Annotated in this window: 8 protein-coding genes; 4 read left to right on the top strand and 4 right to left on the bottom strand. The window is 42.2% G+C overall.

Annotated features, from left to right (window positions below):
• Nucleotides 1-139: 139 nt before the first annotated feature.
• Genes BBI00_RS09160 through BBI00_RS09150 form a run of 3 tightly spaced genes read left to right on the top strand, consistent with a single transcriptional unit; the run spans nucleotide 140 to nucleotide 5230 of the window.
• Nucleotides 140-979 carry a hypothetical protein gene (locus BBI00_RS09160; protein ID WP_065398472.1) on the top strand — a complete coding sequence of 280 codons (840 nt, stop codon included), beginning with the start codon at nucleotides 140-142 and terminating at the stop codon, nucleotides 977-979.
• A gap of 2 nt (nucleotides 980-981) precedes the next feature.
• Nucleotides 982-2400 carry a phage tail protein gene (locus BBI00_RS09155; RefSeq protein WP_065398471.1) on the top strand — a complete coding sequence of 473 codons (1419 nt, stop codon included), beginning with the start codon at nucleotides 982-984 and terminating at the stop codon, nucleotides 2398-2400.
• A 1-nt stretch (nucleotide 2401) separates the two neighbouring features.
• On the top strand, nucleotides 2402-5230 hold the full coding sequence (locus BBI00_RS09150) for a hypothetical protein (RefSeq protein ID WP_065398470.1): 2829 nt from the start codon (nucleotides 2402-2404) through the stop codon (nucleotides 5228-5230).
• 137 nt (nucleotides 5231-5367) lie between these two features.
• Here BBI00_RS09150 and BBI00_RS09145 read toward each other — a convergent pair whose 3' ends face one another.
• Complete coding sequence (locus BBI00_RS09145; RefSeq protein WP_065398469.1) at nucleotides 5368-5820, bottom strand: hypothetical protein; 453 nt, start codon at nucleotides 5818-5820, stop codon at nucleotides 5368-5370.
• Nucleotides 5821-6167: 347 nt separating this feature from the next.
• On the opposite strand from BBI00_RS09145, the gene BBI00_RS09140 reads away from it, so the two are divergent.
• The gene (locus BBI00_RS09140; protein WP_065398468.1) at nucleotides 6168-6539 is read left to right on the top strand and encodes a helix-turn-helix domain-containing protein; all 372 of its coding nucleotides are present in this window, start codon (nucleotides 6168-6170) and stop codon (nucleotides 6537-6539) included.
• A 93-nt stretch (nucleotides 6540-6632) separates the two neighbouring features.
• Here the strand turns inward: BBI00_RS09140 and BBI00_RS09135 are convergent, their stop codons facing one another.
• From BBI00_RS09135 to BBI00_RS09125, 3 genes are all read right to left on the bottom strand, one after another.
• Nucleotides 6633-6980 (bottom strand): helix-turn-helix domain-containing protein, encoded by a 348-nt coding sequence (locus BBI00_RS09135; protein ID WP_228394743.1) that lies wholly within the window; start codon nucleotides 6978-6980, stop codon nucleotides 6633-6635.
• The gene (locus BBI00_RS09130) at nucleotides 6977-7399 is read right to left on the bottom strand and encodes a transposase (protein ID WP_065398466.1); all 423 of its coding nucleotides are present in this window, start codon (nucleotides 7397-7399) and stop codon (nucleotides 6977-6979) included. Before BBI00_RS09130 ends, BBI00_RS09135 begins: the two co-directional genes overlap by 4 nt.
• Before the next feature lie 319 nt (nucleotides 7400-7718).
• Entirely contained in the window at nucleotides 7719-16106 is an 8388-nt protein-coding gene (locus BBI00_RS09125) for a thrombospondin type 3 repeat-containing protein (RefSeq protein ID WP_123902250.1), read from the bottom strand.
• Nucleotides 16107-16297 lie beyond the last annotated feature (191 nt).

The raw sequence follows: 16297 nt of genomic DNA, 5'->3' as shown, positions 1-16297 counted from the left end.
AGTAAAAGATAGAATGATAAAAGAAGGGTGAGATCAAAAAATCGCCCCAACAATACTGTATTTCATTCAAGGCGGTTACCTGTCATCACGCAGGCATTTCCCGAATCATCAATTTTTATCAAAACTAATTTCAATAATCATGAGTACACCTTTAAATATAATTTTCAGCTGGTTTGAAAAAGGCGATATTCCTACGGAACATCAGTTTAAGGAGACCTTTTCTTCATTCCGTCATTTAGACGAAAACATCAGGATGGATGAGGTGGCGGGCTTGCAGGAAGCCTTCCGGAAAACACTGTCTGCAGATCACCTGGAAGATGAAAATGCACATCATCAGGTCCTGGCAAAACTTAATGCGTCCAATCTTACAGCAGCCCATGTAGCCGAATGGAAAGAAAAGCTAAAAATGAAATGGGCAGCAACTGTGGATGGAGACGGAGAGGCAGGAAATGTCTATACAAAAGAGCAGATCAGGGAGTTTGTGAATATGCTTCAGGCGAAGGATAATGAAATGCTTGAACATATTGCAGAAATCAATGCAATGCTTGCTTCTGATGACGTCAATCTTGATGACATTCAGAAAATCGTCAGCTACATCAAAGAGAACAGAACCCAGATAGAATGGCTTAAAGAGACCGTGATGCATGGAATCTTTGATGATAAGATCAAGCTGACAGGAAGCTATTCGAACTGGGGCGCTGTCACCTATCAGAATCAGCTTAATGACTTGATATATGATAAAATTAAAAATATTGAAGACGAAGCCGCTGCTGAAAAAATCAGACACGAAGAGAGAGTGAGGGGAGACTCCAGGATACAGCACAACCTTGATACATTCAGTTTTGTGATTGATGCCTATGACACCGTTACGATGTTTACAGTCCCCATTAAGGTAAGGCGGATAGATGCCAATACTATTGAAGTGTTATTCGATTCTTTACCTCCCAATATAATTCAGCTAACAATCAAAAAAATATAATTATGGACATTAAATACGCTTATTATCGAAGCTCTGTTGGATACAAAATCGAAGGAAAAACAGACAATGATATTTTAACTGCCGGAGGCGGCACAAGACCCATCAGTTCTTTCTGGCATGACGGAAATTTAAATCCCCTGGATTATGTGCCTAAAACACGAACTTTAACAATTAACGGGACATCTTATGATTTGTCAGCCAACAGGTCATTTACAACGCCAGACACCATTACCAGATTAAAAGGTGGCGCATCCGGTTCTCTGGTTTCCGGGGATATTACCCTTGCGGCAGGTGCTAATATGGCAGTGACCCAATCCGGAACTACCATCACATTAGCGTCTACAGATACCACTTACACGGCAGGGAATGGTCTTACATTGACAGGGACTACGTTTTCTTTACCGGTTACTACTTCCGGTTCAGGGAATGTGGTGACAGGAATTACCCAGACAACCAACGGAATAACGGTATCTCTGGGCTCTATGCCTACCTCGGCGGATCTGGCTAATTATATCCCGCTATCACAAAAAGGTACAGCGAATGGAGTGGCTTCACTGGATGCATCAGGGCAGGTGCCTGCATCTCAGCTGCCATCTTACGTGGATGATGTTTTGGAAGGATATTACAAAGTTGCTGACGGCAAGTTTTACAAAGAAGCCGCTTATACCAATCTGCTTGCCGGAGAAACAGGTAAAATTTATGTATCTCTTGACAATAACAAGACTTACCGATGGACCGGAACTACCTTCGTTTATATCACCTCCGGGGCTGTAGACTCTGTCAATGGATTAACAGGAGTTGTGGTCTTAAACAAGTCCCATGTAGGGTTAGGGAATGTAGATAACACAGCAGATGCAGCGAAAAATGTTCTTTCTGCTACAAAATGGACGGCACCGAGAACGATTACACTTTCCGGAGTTACCGCAACTGCACAGACTATTGACGGTTCGGGGAATGTGACGGTTCCTGTGACAGCTGTTCCTGCAACATTACTTACAGGCACTGCAGCAATCAATACAACCGGATCTGCTGCAAAACTGACCACACCAAGAACAATTTCTGCTACAGGTGATGCTTCATGGACAACAACCTTTGACGGTTCGGCCAATGTAACCGGAGCATTGACATTAGCGGCAACAGGAGTAGCTGCCGGTACCTACGATCAGGTTACAGTGGATGCCAAAGGTAGGGTGACTGCAGCAACCAATGTTGTAAGATCATACACCACTTCTATTTCCGGAACTGCAGCGGTGACCCACAACCTGGGCTCCAGAAATGTAGATGTTGTCATGTATGATACCGTAACTTTTTATCAAATAGATGGCAGGATAAAACTAACCGATCCGAATAAAATTGATATTGAATTTGATTCTGCCCTGCCTAATCCTGTATCTGTAACAGTAACCCGTAAAGATATTTAAAATGGACGTTAAATACTCATATTATAACACCTCTAAAGGCTATAGAGTAATGGGCGGTACAGCCGCCCAGTTTTTAAAGGCTGATGGTTCTTTAGATAATAAAGAGTACGTCACCACCAATACTACTCAAACAATAGATGCTACTAAAACTGTAGGTTTCCAAAATACGGTATATTCCGGATGGGATAGACTGTCAGTGGCTAATCCGCAGATGGGGCCGTTTTCTCTACTTAATCTTGCATTACAGGGAGCTTATCCTTTATACGGAGATGAAGAATTCAGGTATGGAACCAATAGTATAGGTATTTATAATAATTTGGGTAATGGTAATGTAACGATGACCCGGGAAGCTGCCCCTAATCTTCCGAATAAATCAGGAATGCAGTTAAGATTTAATTATAACGGCGGTGGAGCTACTCCGGGGCTAGGTGGGTTTATACTGGGATTTATTGCCAGAACCAACGCTATATTTATTCAAAAGTTTATGGCTAAACTTCCTGTAGGATACTCATTTAATAATGCTGAAAACTACATGGGAGATAATGCTTCAGTGAATTGGTTAACCCCCAGGGCAGGAACCGGTAAATGGGAAACTTATGTGAGAGCAGTGATATGTGGAACCGGAACCAATTTTGGGAACGGAGGCCATGTTTATGTTCATGGTCCGGATACTGCAATGGAATTTTGTCTGGCGTTTGCTGAAATTTATGAAATCAACAGCTCTGTATTTTCCAGGATAAAAGAAGCTTTTTATGCTAAGAATGAAACCATTCATTTCAATGGCGGCCTATCTGATTTAATTACTGTTGGAGATTCGTATAACCAGAAAAAATTACTCTCTACATCATGGGATGGAACTTATGGGGACCAGATTCTGTTTAGAGTTCCGGGAAGCCAGAACAATGGCGCTTACCTCAGGTATTCTCAGAATGGAACTTTAAATGGTAATATAGGATTATTGGGATCAGATAATTTAACCGGAGGTCAGGTGCTGAATTCTCAGGGAGATAATCTGTATCTGGGAAACCCTTCTTTACCCAATATGGTACTTCAATCTGCCACCAATACTCACTTTAATTATCCGGGAGTTGGCAGCATCTATACATTGAATGTAAATGGAATTTATTCGGATAGAAATATTAATTTCAATCAGGATAATTCTGGTGTCAATTTCTTTGGAGAAGGTAAGGTCTATAAAAAATCCGGCGGTGGAATCTATATTAACAGAGGAACTAACGGGCTGGATCCGAGGATAGAAAATGCAGATGGATCTCAGTCATGGGCGATATTTCATGAAGGAAATCATAATCCTTTTAAAAATTTAAGAAGCGGACTTGCTTTAGAGGATGTTACAGAATCAGGAATTTACAGACAGGAAAGCCCGACATCTGGATTTAATTATACAACTACTTTAAATCTGAACTCTTCCGATGGCAGGCAGCAACTTACTATTGAGAGAGGAGGAAAAGGAATGAAATTCCGGGGTTCTACAGCAGGATCAGGAAATTCAAACTGGTCAGGTTGGAGAGATGTTTACCATACGGGAAATTTTAATCCCGCCAGTTATATTACCCAATCTACTTTAAATACCCAATTAGCCAACTATGCCACACTGAATGGGGTTCAGACTTTTACCAATACCAATAGTTTTCTGCAAAGTCCGGTTATACCGAACGGAACGCTGGGAACCCATGCGGTAAACAAAAATCAGATTCAATTAAGCGCTACTCCGGAAAGTGAAAACGGTCAGCTACTAACGATCAGTGGAAATAATTCTGTCAATCTTACCAACTTTTTTGTAACCTCAAGAGACGGTTCAAGAAATCCGGATGATATTGCACCCAACTCTACACCCAAACGGGTTAGATTTGATTTTGCCAATGCTACAAGTGCCGGCCTGGAAGGCGCCGGAAATTACGCAGGGATAATGACTTTCTCTCCCTGGGATGGTACAGCAGCCTCTACAGGCGATTCGTCCTATCAGTTAGCATTTGCCAATCAGAGTGGCATTAATGGTTCAGGTATTCCGATGCTGAAAATCAGAAAAGGAATTGACGGAAGTTGGACGACACCCTGGTATAAATTCTGGACGCAGGCAGATTTTACCGCAGCAAATATTGAGCAATGGAAATATATGGCTCAGTATGGTTTACAGTTAAATTCAGACTTTACAGTTAATACAGGATCAGGCTTAGTAATTGCAGACAACCATACCGGTAGTGGTGAATCAGGTATTATAGATGCCAAGCTGAGAAAATTTGTAGCCGTAAAAAGAAAAGAATATTATTTTTATGGTTCTGATTATGGTACAGATAATGATTTTGAAGGTTTGAATTTTCATTGGAAATGGAAACATTTCGGAATGGGAAGAAAAGCTAATGAGACTGATAAGCTCACCGTAGAAGGATCTGTAAAAGCCGGTGGAAACTTTAAATCAGACGATGAAAATCCTAATACCGTATTTATTCCTAATGGTAAGGTAGCCAATCTGACAGATGAAATCATTAATGACGAATCTGATTATTCCATCAGATTGGATCCGCATGAATATGAATTCGGTTCTTCCAGCTATCTTGATATAGCTGATGATAGAAACAGACTTATCCATATTATTGGAAACTATATCAAGATGACTGTCAATTTCAAGGAAATTTTTCCCAAGCAGCAAATAGTTATTTATAACTTTAGCGAGGATGGTAATCCGATGGAAATCCGGTTATATGACCAAACCATCTATAAAGTGAATGCACACTGCTCGCTGAGGTTGTATGTGACAAGATCACTGAGAGTAATTGCAGAAAGGGAACAGCCTATTGAGATGATCTGGTAAACAGCTTTATAAATATTCCCGGGAAAGATAGAAATCAATAACTTTTCCCAAAGATTTAATTGAATATAAAACCCGCAGCCATAGGATAAAAGCCTTATGGCTGTGGGTTTTGTGTTATATTGTATCTGTGATAACAACTAGCGGACAAGGAACCAGATTAAAGCTCCGATTCCGGCGTAAGCAGTAACCGTAATGATATCTGCTATGGGTTGTGAAAAACGTTTTTCCGCAATTTTCTCGCTGTTGATCTGATTCTTGTGAAATTTCAGAACCTTTTTAGGATTACGAACGGGATGTACAACCAGACTGTCACTTTCCCATCGGTCAACAATTACTTTATAGGATTTGCCATCAACGTCAATTTTAACATTCTTATTAGGGGCCAGTCTCTCCTGGATATTAATTGGGGCAGGGGCAGGAGATTGGGCAGGAATGCTTTTCGCCTGCATAGAATTATTATCGGCCAATACAGCAGCTTTTGTAGGCTCCTGTTTCTGGTCAGTAGCTGTAGCGGTCTGTTTTTTTACCTGGTAAGTATAACATCCGGTAAAAGAAAATGATATGATGATGAGGTAAAGATACTTTTGCATTAGCCAAATTTAAGAATTAAACGGAAAAATCCGAATTTTCTTTTAAAAGATCCTGTATTTGTAAAAATTATAGCATCAGATGCAAAAGCAGGAAAGTAAAATACAACAGATCCATACAGTGGCACATCGAATCAACTTTTCATATCCCTAAAATATAAAATATTGAAAATCAAATCCCTTTGTTTGTAAAATATTACAGATGAAACCCTGTTTGTAGGTCATAATTCAGAAATCGTCATACATAATGTTTGCAGGGGTCGTATGCTCATATTAATATTGTAATCAATCATTTATTGATCAGTAACCAATACTGGTTTTTCTAAGATCATCTATGCGTAAAATACAACATGAGCGAAAGAAAAAAGAAAAGCAGAAGTAAAGAAATTTCAGAGCAATATCTCGGGTTTTTAGATCGTCATATAGAAGATGTGCTTTCTGCAAAAACAGCAGATTTTATGAGCCTGAATCAGATTGCTTCAGAATTGGCTGTTTCCCATAAACATCTTATAGATGTTATCCAGCACGAGTTCGGCCGTCATCCCAGCTATTTCTACGATGCAAGAATCATAAAAGTAATAAAGGAAATATTATTAAAAGAGGACGTGTCCATTGCTGAAGTGGCGAGAAAATTCACCTATGACCCTTCTAACTTTTCGAAGTTTTTCAAAAGGCGGACGGGTCAGACCCCGGGAAGCTTCCGTAAGCAGAACAAAGGATAAATTCCGGAAATAAATCATATCAATCCACAAAATAAGGAGCTCTGAAAGAACTCCTTATTGATTTCACCCCTGTGAACTAATGATGATTGTGTGCTATTGAAACATCCTTCGCCATTTGGTCATGGTATTCCTGCTCAGGCCAAAGTGCTCAGCGATCTGAATATTATTCATCTTGTGATTTTTTTGATAATTAAGGATGCGCAGAATATCTGCTTCATTGTAGGAACGGAGTTTTTGATTCATCTTTTTGATGTTTTTATCCCTGGTGCCAAAGATTCTGTTGTTCAGTTCCATAATATCCATGGCAGAAAGCATTTTCTTTCCCAATAATTTTTCGCATTCTGCTTTTTTATGGGGAAATTTCCGATCAATGATATCCGAATAGATTCGTTTATAGTTTGGTTGGCTCTTTTTTTTCATTTTCAGATGAGATGTTGTCATTTATTATTTTTTGCGATCCATTTGCATAAGGTAGTATACGGAATTCCATAGTCGTCTGTGATCTGCCGTCTGGTCTTTTCTTTTTTTTCTATCAGTTCCAAAATAAAATCTATCATTTCCTGAGTGTAAATATTCTTCCTGAAACGGGGAAGCTTTGATGCATCGGATTCCCGGATTGCTGCGGAAGGCGGGGCATATAAGATCAGATGTTGGGAATATATTCTGAAGAAATCATATTCAAGCAGCTTGCTCCATCTCAGCAGAATATCAGTAGGCAGGTCTTCCCGGAGGTACATTTCATTAATTTCAGTTTCCGTACATTTCATAAAGTTACAGATGCGGGGCATGTCAATATTGTTTTCTTTAACCCGTAGCTGTATGAATTTTCCAATATGAATATTTCTAAAATTTGACTTCATAAGCAGTGTTTCTTTAAAAGGGGAGAAGGATGATGCGTGTTACCAATAGTCAGATGATATTGATTTCACAAATCCCTTCAGTTAAAATAGTATTGATGCGGTATTACTACCTTTTTTATATCATTTTCATTACCTGAGTGTTCTTAAGTATTTTCAATGCTGTATTATTCATTCAAGGCATTGAATCATAGTGTTGATTAAGTTTTTTTTCATTCAGTTCATCATTCGATTTGCGTTACAATTCATTTAAAATTGACAGCCTTAGCTCCGTACATTACTTCCCGGAGCTAAGAAACTATCAATTACAACCTGCTTTTTATTAATCAGGGCAAGTCTGTGTAGTGATGCAGTGCCAGTTCATGGTTGCATCACCTTCTTTAAGAGTATAGATCTTCATACACTTATTGGTGGTATCATACACCACCATACCTTCTACAGGAGCTGTAATGACAGGAGTCACTCCATCAGCTGCAACAGGTTGATTGGATGCATTGAATTTCACCCTGTTCGGAACAAAACCTTTGGTTTTGGCCTCCAGGGCAAGCCATCCACCTTTTCTTACCATTGGCCAGTTGTCTGTACCGGCTCCGGCTCTGCCCAGTGCTGTGATACCGGCTTTGGTTTCCAATGCGGTACCTGCTGTAACACCAGGTTTGTAGCAGAATGGCGGTATACAGGCTGAAACAGATAAGTTTTGAGAACTTCCTATGGCCTGTCCGGCATTGGCAATGGTTGGAATTCCATTGGAATTGACAGTATTGCCAAGATTCTTGATCACCGGTCCGGCAGTTCCGTTGTAGTTGCTTCCCGTATTACCACCCGGCAATGAGGAGTCTGTAAGGTTGGCAGTTGTGAATCCTCCCGTTCCTTCAATTGCATCAGGGCATCCGTCTCCGTCAGAATCCAGATCAAGGTGGTTAGGAATTCCGTCACCATCGGTATCGCAGGACTTGTGCGCAAATAAGCCATAGGCCACTGCATCATTCGAACCAAAATTATTACTTGTAAGAGTAATGGAAGTCACAAGGTCATTTCCTACACCTCTCAGAAGGATCCACTGATCATTTACCGCCCCTGTTGAGGAAATGGCTCCCGTTACAGGATCATAGTTCATTACAGCAGAAGGAATGGCTGCCATATAGTTGGTCGTCATATCTTTTTCAAGTCTGCCATTTACATCCCCACCATTGATCTTTAAAGAATAGCTGGCAGAAGAAGAACCATTTGAAAGACCGTCCACATCCTCGATGTAGAAAGCAAGTTCGCTGGCAGGAACTCCTGTTGAGAAACTATAAGTTATACTCACGGAGCTATTGCTGTGGAACCTGACAAGTCTTTTGGTAGCCCCATTGCTGTCAACATAGAAATGATTCAGGTTATCATTGAAGCTGGAAGCAGTTTGCAGGGAAGTGTTAGGAGCTGTTACGGTCAGATTGGAAGCCGTATCTCCTTTCCATGGTCCGCTTTCATTATCAGAATAATATCCGCCACAATTTTCATTAAGGTCTGATATACCGTCATTATCATTATCCAGGTCACACATGTCCGGAACACCATCTCCATCAGTATCAGGGCCGTAGCAAGGAATTTTTGCAAATGTAACGTACTTGCCATCAGCGATATTCTGCTGGTATACCCATTTTGTTCCTGTATTGAGCGTAGCGTTCACTGTCGTTACATTGGTTGTGAAGGCCGCATCATCAGCAATCAGCATAGCCATCATACCAGATCCGGTGTTGAATGTACCGCTGTTATAAGCCGTAAGGTCCGCTTCAAAGAATACGTTTCCTGCATCGGCATTTTTCTCCTGTACCAGCCAGGCTCTTGGAATCCTCTTATAGGTATTGGTACCTACGGTAACATCTACAGGTGTTGTGGTTACATTGGCATTATCCCCCAAAAGGAAATAAGTCCTGTCATTGGCAAAGCCCGTACGTGCCGCATTTTGGTTCGGATTAACAAAATCATTGACCGTAGCCACTGTAAGGATTGTTCCCGCATTGACACTTTTTGACACCTTCTGTTCAAAAGCTTCTATGTCATCACGAGACATACCAAAGATGTTATTATTGAACGTGGTGTTGGCAGCACCATTCCAAACGGTGTTTCCATTCGTATCAAGATAGTGGTCAGTATTCACTTGTCCCAGTGTAAGACCATACTTGATGGCGAGATAGGAATCTACCTTTCTGCGTTCAGCAGTGGTAAGATTACCTGAACCGTAGATGATGGTTTCTCCTAAATTCCCTATGAACCCCTGGTTATCACTTCCATTACCTCCAAACTGTGAATTACCGAATAAATGTCCTCCGTTTAGATTTCGTACACCGGTACCAGAATGATTGGTCGTTGCGAAATTAGCACCTCCGTTAAGGGCCCTGGTGGTAGTAAGCGCTGTAAACGTATGGTACATGATGCTCGGAATTGTTGTGGAAAATGCTCCGGCAGGAGTTCCGTAATAATCGGTATTTCCACCGGTATTGGAGAGTCGTTCAATTCTGTTGTCCATTACGATTCCTAAACCATCCCATCTTCGTAAACCTCCGGTAAGGAACGCATTATCTACCAGGGATCTGAAGATGCTCGGATGATCTCCTCCGCTTGCCATCCCTTCTTTGGTCAATGTAAACATATCATAAGAATCTTCAGAGAATGTTCTTACATTGATATTACCAAGAGTCTGGCTTCCTGCGGTAAAGTTCACTCCCGGGTTGAAGTTGAAATAATTGGCAGCACCCAACCTGAATTTTGGCAGGGCATTGGTTCCCAGCTGTGCAGAAGTAGTTCCTGAGAACTGGTCTGTCCATGCTGTAACATCTGTTCCGTCTCCTGTATTGACGGCATCTTTATCAGCTCTGTACCAATAGGAAAGATTATTCACAACTCCACCTGGAGCCACTCCAAAACCTGCAAAAGTAAAGAACTGCCCGTTGTCCAGTGTTACATTGGCAGTCTGGTAAGTCACGCCATTGATAGTCACTTCCGTAGTCATTGGAGTGAAATTATCCGTCGTATCGAACGTTTCATCCGGAGACTGTACCAGATACAGATTTTTGATTCCTTTTGGCCAGGCAACCGTTACCTGTCCTACATTCCCTGTGTTCTGGGCCTTCCAGATCGCTTCGAAGCGGAAATTCACCTGACCATTGGAGCCTCCTGAATAGCTTAATGGAGTTTTCAGGCCCTGCTTCAGATTGTTGTCTCCAATCATTAAGTATTGCTGGTTAGAAGGAAGCCCAGTGGTATTGGCAACATTGTTGTCGGCCAGTCCTGTTGTGGAAATGATGAGCTTTTGACCAGTGTTGATACTTCCGGATTGTTTCTGGTTCAATACGGTTACCTCGTCCCTTGCAATACCGAAGATATTGTTGTTGTATCCGGTATTGCTGGTTCTGTCCCATACCACATTGCTGCTGGTGGAAAGATAATTCTCATTCAGGGTAACCCCATTCTTTACGGCAAGATAAGAATTCACTCTCGTCTGCTCATTGGCTGTCAGTGTACGCTTGTACCAGATGACCTCCATAATGTCTCCAGGGAATGCTCCCGAGGCATCCCATCCGGCATGTCCGACCCTCAGATTACGGCCATAAATCTGGAATTTATTGGTATTGTTGAAGGTCGTCGTTTCATAAGTACCATTCAGACCTAATCTTTTTTCACCTCCTGAGAATGTGGATGTTCCTCCATTCGCAACGGAATTATCCGCTATCGATGAGAATATATTGGATACACCGATATTGAAGGTTGAGGAAAAATCTGTTGATGTTACGGTATTGTAATACTCATAATGCCTTGGTTTTCCATTTGCGATTGAAGTTCCCGGTTCGGAAGCAAAGGTTGCATCATCATCAATACCTGTGATACGGCCGGTTCCTGAAGAGGTAGGTCGTACTGCTGAGAAGATGGAATGGGATACATCAGGCAATTCACCATTGGTTGGGTTCAGTGTTGATGCATTGTTATAGAATAACTTTGAAGCACTGTACCCTGTAGTAAACGGATGGAAGTTATGATCCTTGTCCGCTGGGGAAAGTGTCCATGTACCTACTGCAGGGATATCATTGGCGTTGATGGAATTATCCTTCCATGCTGCTGCAATGTCTCCGGCGTCATCAGACCTGATCCAGAAATCCGATCCGGCAACTCCTCCGGGAGCATACAGGTATCCTGCAAAAGTAAAGAACTGCCCATTGGCCAATGTCACATTTGCTGTGTTGTAAACTACACCATTTACGGTAGTTTCTGCCGTCATTGGAGTGAAAGTGGACGCAGCATCAAAGACAGGGTTGGCAGACTGTACCAGATACAGGTTCTTTATCCCTTTAGGCCATGCTACTGTCACGGTTCCTACACCATTGGTATTCTGAACCTTCCAGATGGCTTCAAAACGATGGTTGGTCTCTCCGTTTGCTCCCGAGGTATACACCAATGGAGTGTTCAGGATTTGTTTAAGACCGTTGTCACCAGTCATCAGGAATTGTCCTTCTGCCAGGGAATTGGTATTGTCAATATTGGTATTCGCCAATGAATTTCCTGCACCGATGATCAGTTTCTGACCGTCATTTATACTTTGTGATTGCTTTTGGTGCAGGGCTGAGGTATTATCTCTTGCAATACCCAGGATATTGTTATAATAACTGCTGGCTGAACCATCCCAAACCACTGTACCCGTAGAACTCAGATAATTTCTGTTTTGTTCTTTACTCAGGGTTTGCCCGTATTTTATAGCAAGATAAGATTCTACTTTATTTACTTCTTCATCTGTTAGCTTATCTGCAAAAACAATCATTTCATTTTGCTGTCCCACTAATTGTGCTCCTGCATCTGCTTTTCCTACCATCAGGGCATTACGGTTTATAGCAGTATTTACATTCGAAATATTGGTGTTGTATATTTGATGGAAACCATTTAATGTGATATTTACGGCATTATTTCCTCCTGTTCCTGCACCATTTTCCCAGGTACCTCCACCAATATAAGAACCGTTGATGGTATAAGTACTTTGAGGATCGTATTCACCTATTACAGGATAGAATAAAAATTTATTTCCCGTGAAACTGTACAACCCGGGATCATCCATTGCATTGGCGGATCCTGCAACTCCAAATCCAAATAATGAAGATGCTGCGCTTGTAGTATTTCCTGCAGAAAATAAAGCACCTTTACTTCTGTCGAGAATATATCCCTGTGCATCTGCCGGGGCATATTGCAGCCATTTTTGAGTTCCGTCATAAATGACGGTTGGGTTGAAGTTTGCTAATGTTGCAGTATTGGAGAACTTCGGACGATAAGTTGCTGTTGCCTGTAGAAGAGAGAACGGCTTGTTGTTGAATTCATTCCATTGCTGAACGGTAGCATTGTCTGTAGCTACGGTGGTTCCAGCATCTGAGAATAAATTTGAAACAGCATCTGCACGATACCAGGCAGCAGAAAATACACCACCAGGAGCATAAGCATAACCGGCTAAGGTAAAATACTGCCCGTCTGCTAATGTAACATTGGCTGTGTTGTATACCACTCCGTTTACGGTAACCTCGGTAGTCATTGGAGTAAAGCTGTCAGTAGCATCAATTACAGCATCCGAAGACTGAACCAAATACATGTTTTTTACGCCTTTAGGCCATGCGACAGTTACCTGTCCCACATTTCCGGTATTCTGTACTTTCCAGATGGATTCAAAGCGGGAGTTCACTGCTCCGTTGGTTCCGGCTGTATAGGTCAATAATGTTTTCAGCTCTTGTTTCAGGCCATTGTCTCCCGCAATCAGGAATTGCCCTTCTGTCAACGTATTGGTGTTTGCTGCATTAGAGTTTGCCAATGAATTTCCTGCTCCGATAACCAATTTTTGATCAGGATTTTCACTTCGTGACTGTTTCTGGTATAAAGAAGAAAGATTATCCCTTGCAATACCTAAAATATTATTTTGGTAGGCAGGATTAGAATTCCAGACAATATTATTGGCAGAGTTTACATAATCACCCGTAAGGGTTGTTCCCCATTTAACAGCCAGGTAAGAATCTACACGGTTTTTTTCCAGCGCTGTAAGTGGAGCTGCAAATACAATGGCTTCATTCATCTGACCATCATGGCTTCCCCAATTGGTATCACGACCTATTCTAAAAATACGGGCTGTATTTCCTGTATTTACGTTGCCGAGAGTATTGTTGTAAATGGATTCATTGCCATCCAGCCAGACTTTTGCCAATGGGTTTGATGCGGTAGCTCCGGCTGCATTCAGCCATGAAGAACCTGCTACAAAAGGCTTTTTGCCTGCAAATAAATTAGTGGATAAGGTGGTATAACCACTTCCTGCCGTATAAAACAATAATTTGTCTGTAGTGGCATTATTGGAAATGTGTAATCCCGGATAATCCATGCTCTGGTCAAAACCTGCCAGTCCGGCTGCACCCAGAGTGCTCATTTTACCGGCAATATAGATACTTCCTTTTGCACGGTCTATGATTTCCTTTCCACTTCCCGGATCAGCTGCCATGAAACCTCCTTGCGCCGTGCCATGCCCGGTTGAATTGAACGTTACCGTTGGGTTGAAATTAGCCAGGGTATTCTGATTGGAAAAAGTAGGTTGCAGGGTAGTGGTAGCCTGTACAAGGTTATATCCTGTTCCCATTTGATCATTCCATTGGTTCAGCAGGGTATTGTCTGCGGATGTAATAGCATCTGCTTTATACCAGACTGCTGCGGTAACTCCTCCTGGAGCTGGAGCGGAAACATTGACCGTTAAGTCACTGAAGCTGCTGCAGGTACCCGTGGTAATAGTCCATCTGAAAGTATATGTTCCTGAACTGGTAAGCCCTGTAACATTGGTATTATACAAAGATGGATTGACAATCACCGGATCCGAAGCTCCCGCTGGTTTTGAAACTAAAGTCCATAAACCCGTAGATGATACTCCCGGATTGTTCCCGTTGAGGGAAGTTTGTGATGCCCCTGCTGCCAAAGTTTGATTGGATCCTGCATTGGCATTTACCTGTGGAGATACAAATATGGAGAATGTACCCTCCGGAGAAGTTCCTGAGCAGGCATACTCTTTATCAATGAATCTGGGATCCACTCCTCCTGCGTCAGGTACAGCCTTTATCCTGAACACATACTCTCCCTGTTTATCCAGATTACTTATTGTGGTGGAGGTACTGGTAAATGTTCTGAGATTGTCAGATTCGTAAACGGGATTGGCTGCTCCGGCAGGTTTAGATATCAGGGTAAAGTCATATTTACCCGGAAACGTCTGAAGATAACTGGTATTGACCGCTCCTACGTATACAGCAGGCAGGGGAACCGTTGCCGTTACAATACCTGATCCCGTATAACATATTGTTGTGTTGGGAACTGTCACACCCGGACGGTTGCCGTCCGAAATATGAATGTAATAATCCTGGCTGTTACCACAGGTACCGCTTTTGGTTGATATATTCACAACGTAAGTTCCCACTTGCCAGCCTCCGGCAGGTGGTGTTACCACTACATTCCTGTTCATTGTTCCGGCTCCATTCAAAACCAGGGTAGGATTTCCACCTGGAGGAGCAATTCCTGAATTACCAGCTGTAGTGGTAATTGTTGCGGGATCAGAAGGATCGATCTTGAAATAGATGGTAATTGGCGTTGTTTTCCCCGCCATATTGCAATACACAGCACCTCCGCTTCCGGCAGCACGGTAAGATTGCATCTGTTCAGGGTATGAAGCATCAATAAAACTGACTGGCTTTGGATCTGTACCATTGTAGTTGTAGGTTATCTGCGGGGTGGTATAAGTTCCGTTCGCATTTGTAACAGTCATGGTGAATACATAGCTACCTGTAACATTTACACCATTGAAGTAAATCGAGCTGTTTCTTATCTGATAAAATGAAATATTTCCTCCTGCCGGCTGGCTGATGACATTCAATGTAACCGTTGTCCCGAATGCCGGATTTCCGGATGAGTTGGCCGTATTGCTTGCAAAGACCGGCGAGGTCCCGCTTAAACTGATGTACCGGTTCGGATCCGTCGATGGGTAACATCTGTTGTGGGTGGCAGAAAGACTGATTTGTGGATTTGGAATGAACCTTACGATGGCATCATCTTCATACCAACAGTTCGGATTGTTGATGGAGGTTATCCTCAATACTGCACGATAAGCCGGATCAATGTCATGATTGGCTTTCTTCGTAAGAGTAAGGGTAGGGGTTGCCGTTGTCGTATTGGACATGGTGGCATTCGTGGTAGTGGTCTGGTTATAAAATTCTTTATTGAAAATGTTATAATAGGTCCACGATGCGGTGTACCCTGCCGGTATTACGGCATTCAGGGTGGCCGTTCCGGTAAGGGCGGAAACGTTGGTGATGTCCGGTCCTGCAGTAAAGGATGAAACATCTCCCGGTGCCGTAATGGTTACCTGTGAGGTGGCCGTTCCTGTAGTACAGGTCTGTGCAATCTGGAATACATAATTTCCGGGATAGGTCATTCCGGTGACAGAGGTATTGTAGCCTGTGGGGGTCACAATCACCGGATCCGGTGCACCGGACGGTTTGGATACCAGGGTCCATAAAGGATTTCCTGATGTACTGCCGCCCGGGCTTCCCGATAGATTGGTCGAGGTGCCGCAAATGACGGCATTGGCTCCTGCATTGATGTTGCAGTTCTGTGCCAGCATCATCATATTGCCCATAATGAGGAATATGAGGAAAAAGACGGTTTGTTTTTTCATGACTTAATAGTTTTTAGCCGGAGTTCCGACATGTCGTTTTTGTAATGTGATTTTTATAAATATGACCATGGGTTTAGATACAGATATTGGTAGTTTTACCGGCAATATTTAATATCGCCTTTGGGAACCTGATAGTAATACCTACCTGCCAATGAGCGGTCATGTTTATAAATAACCGGATTAATAAAAGT

Origin of the sequence: Chryseobacterium arthrosphaerae (genome assembly GCF_001684965.1) — a bacterium.
Lineage (GTDB): Bacteria > Bacteroidota > Bacteroidia > Flavobacteriales > Weeksellaceae > Chryseobacterium > Chryseobacterium arthrosphaerae.
The sequence above is the reverse complement of the archived record's forward strand: the minus strand, read 5'-3'. Positions and strand labels throughout refer to the sequence as shown.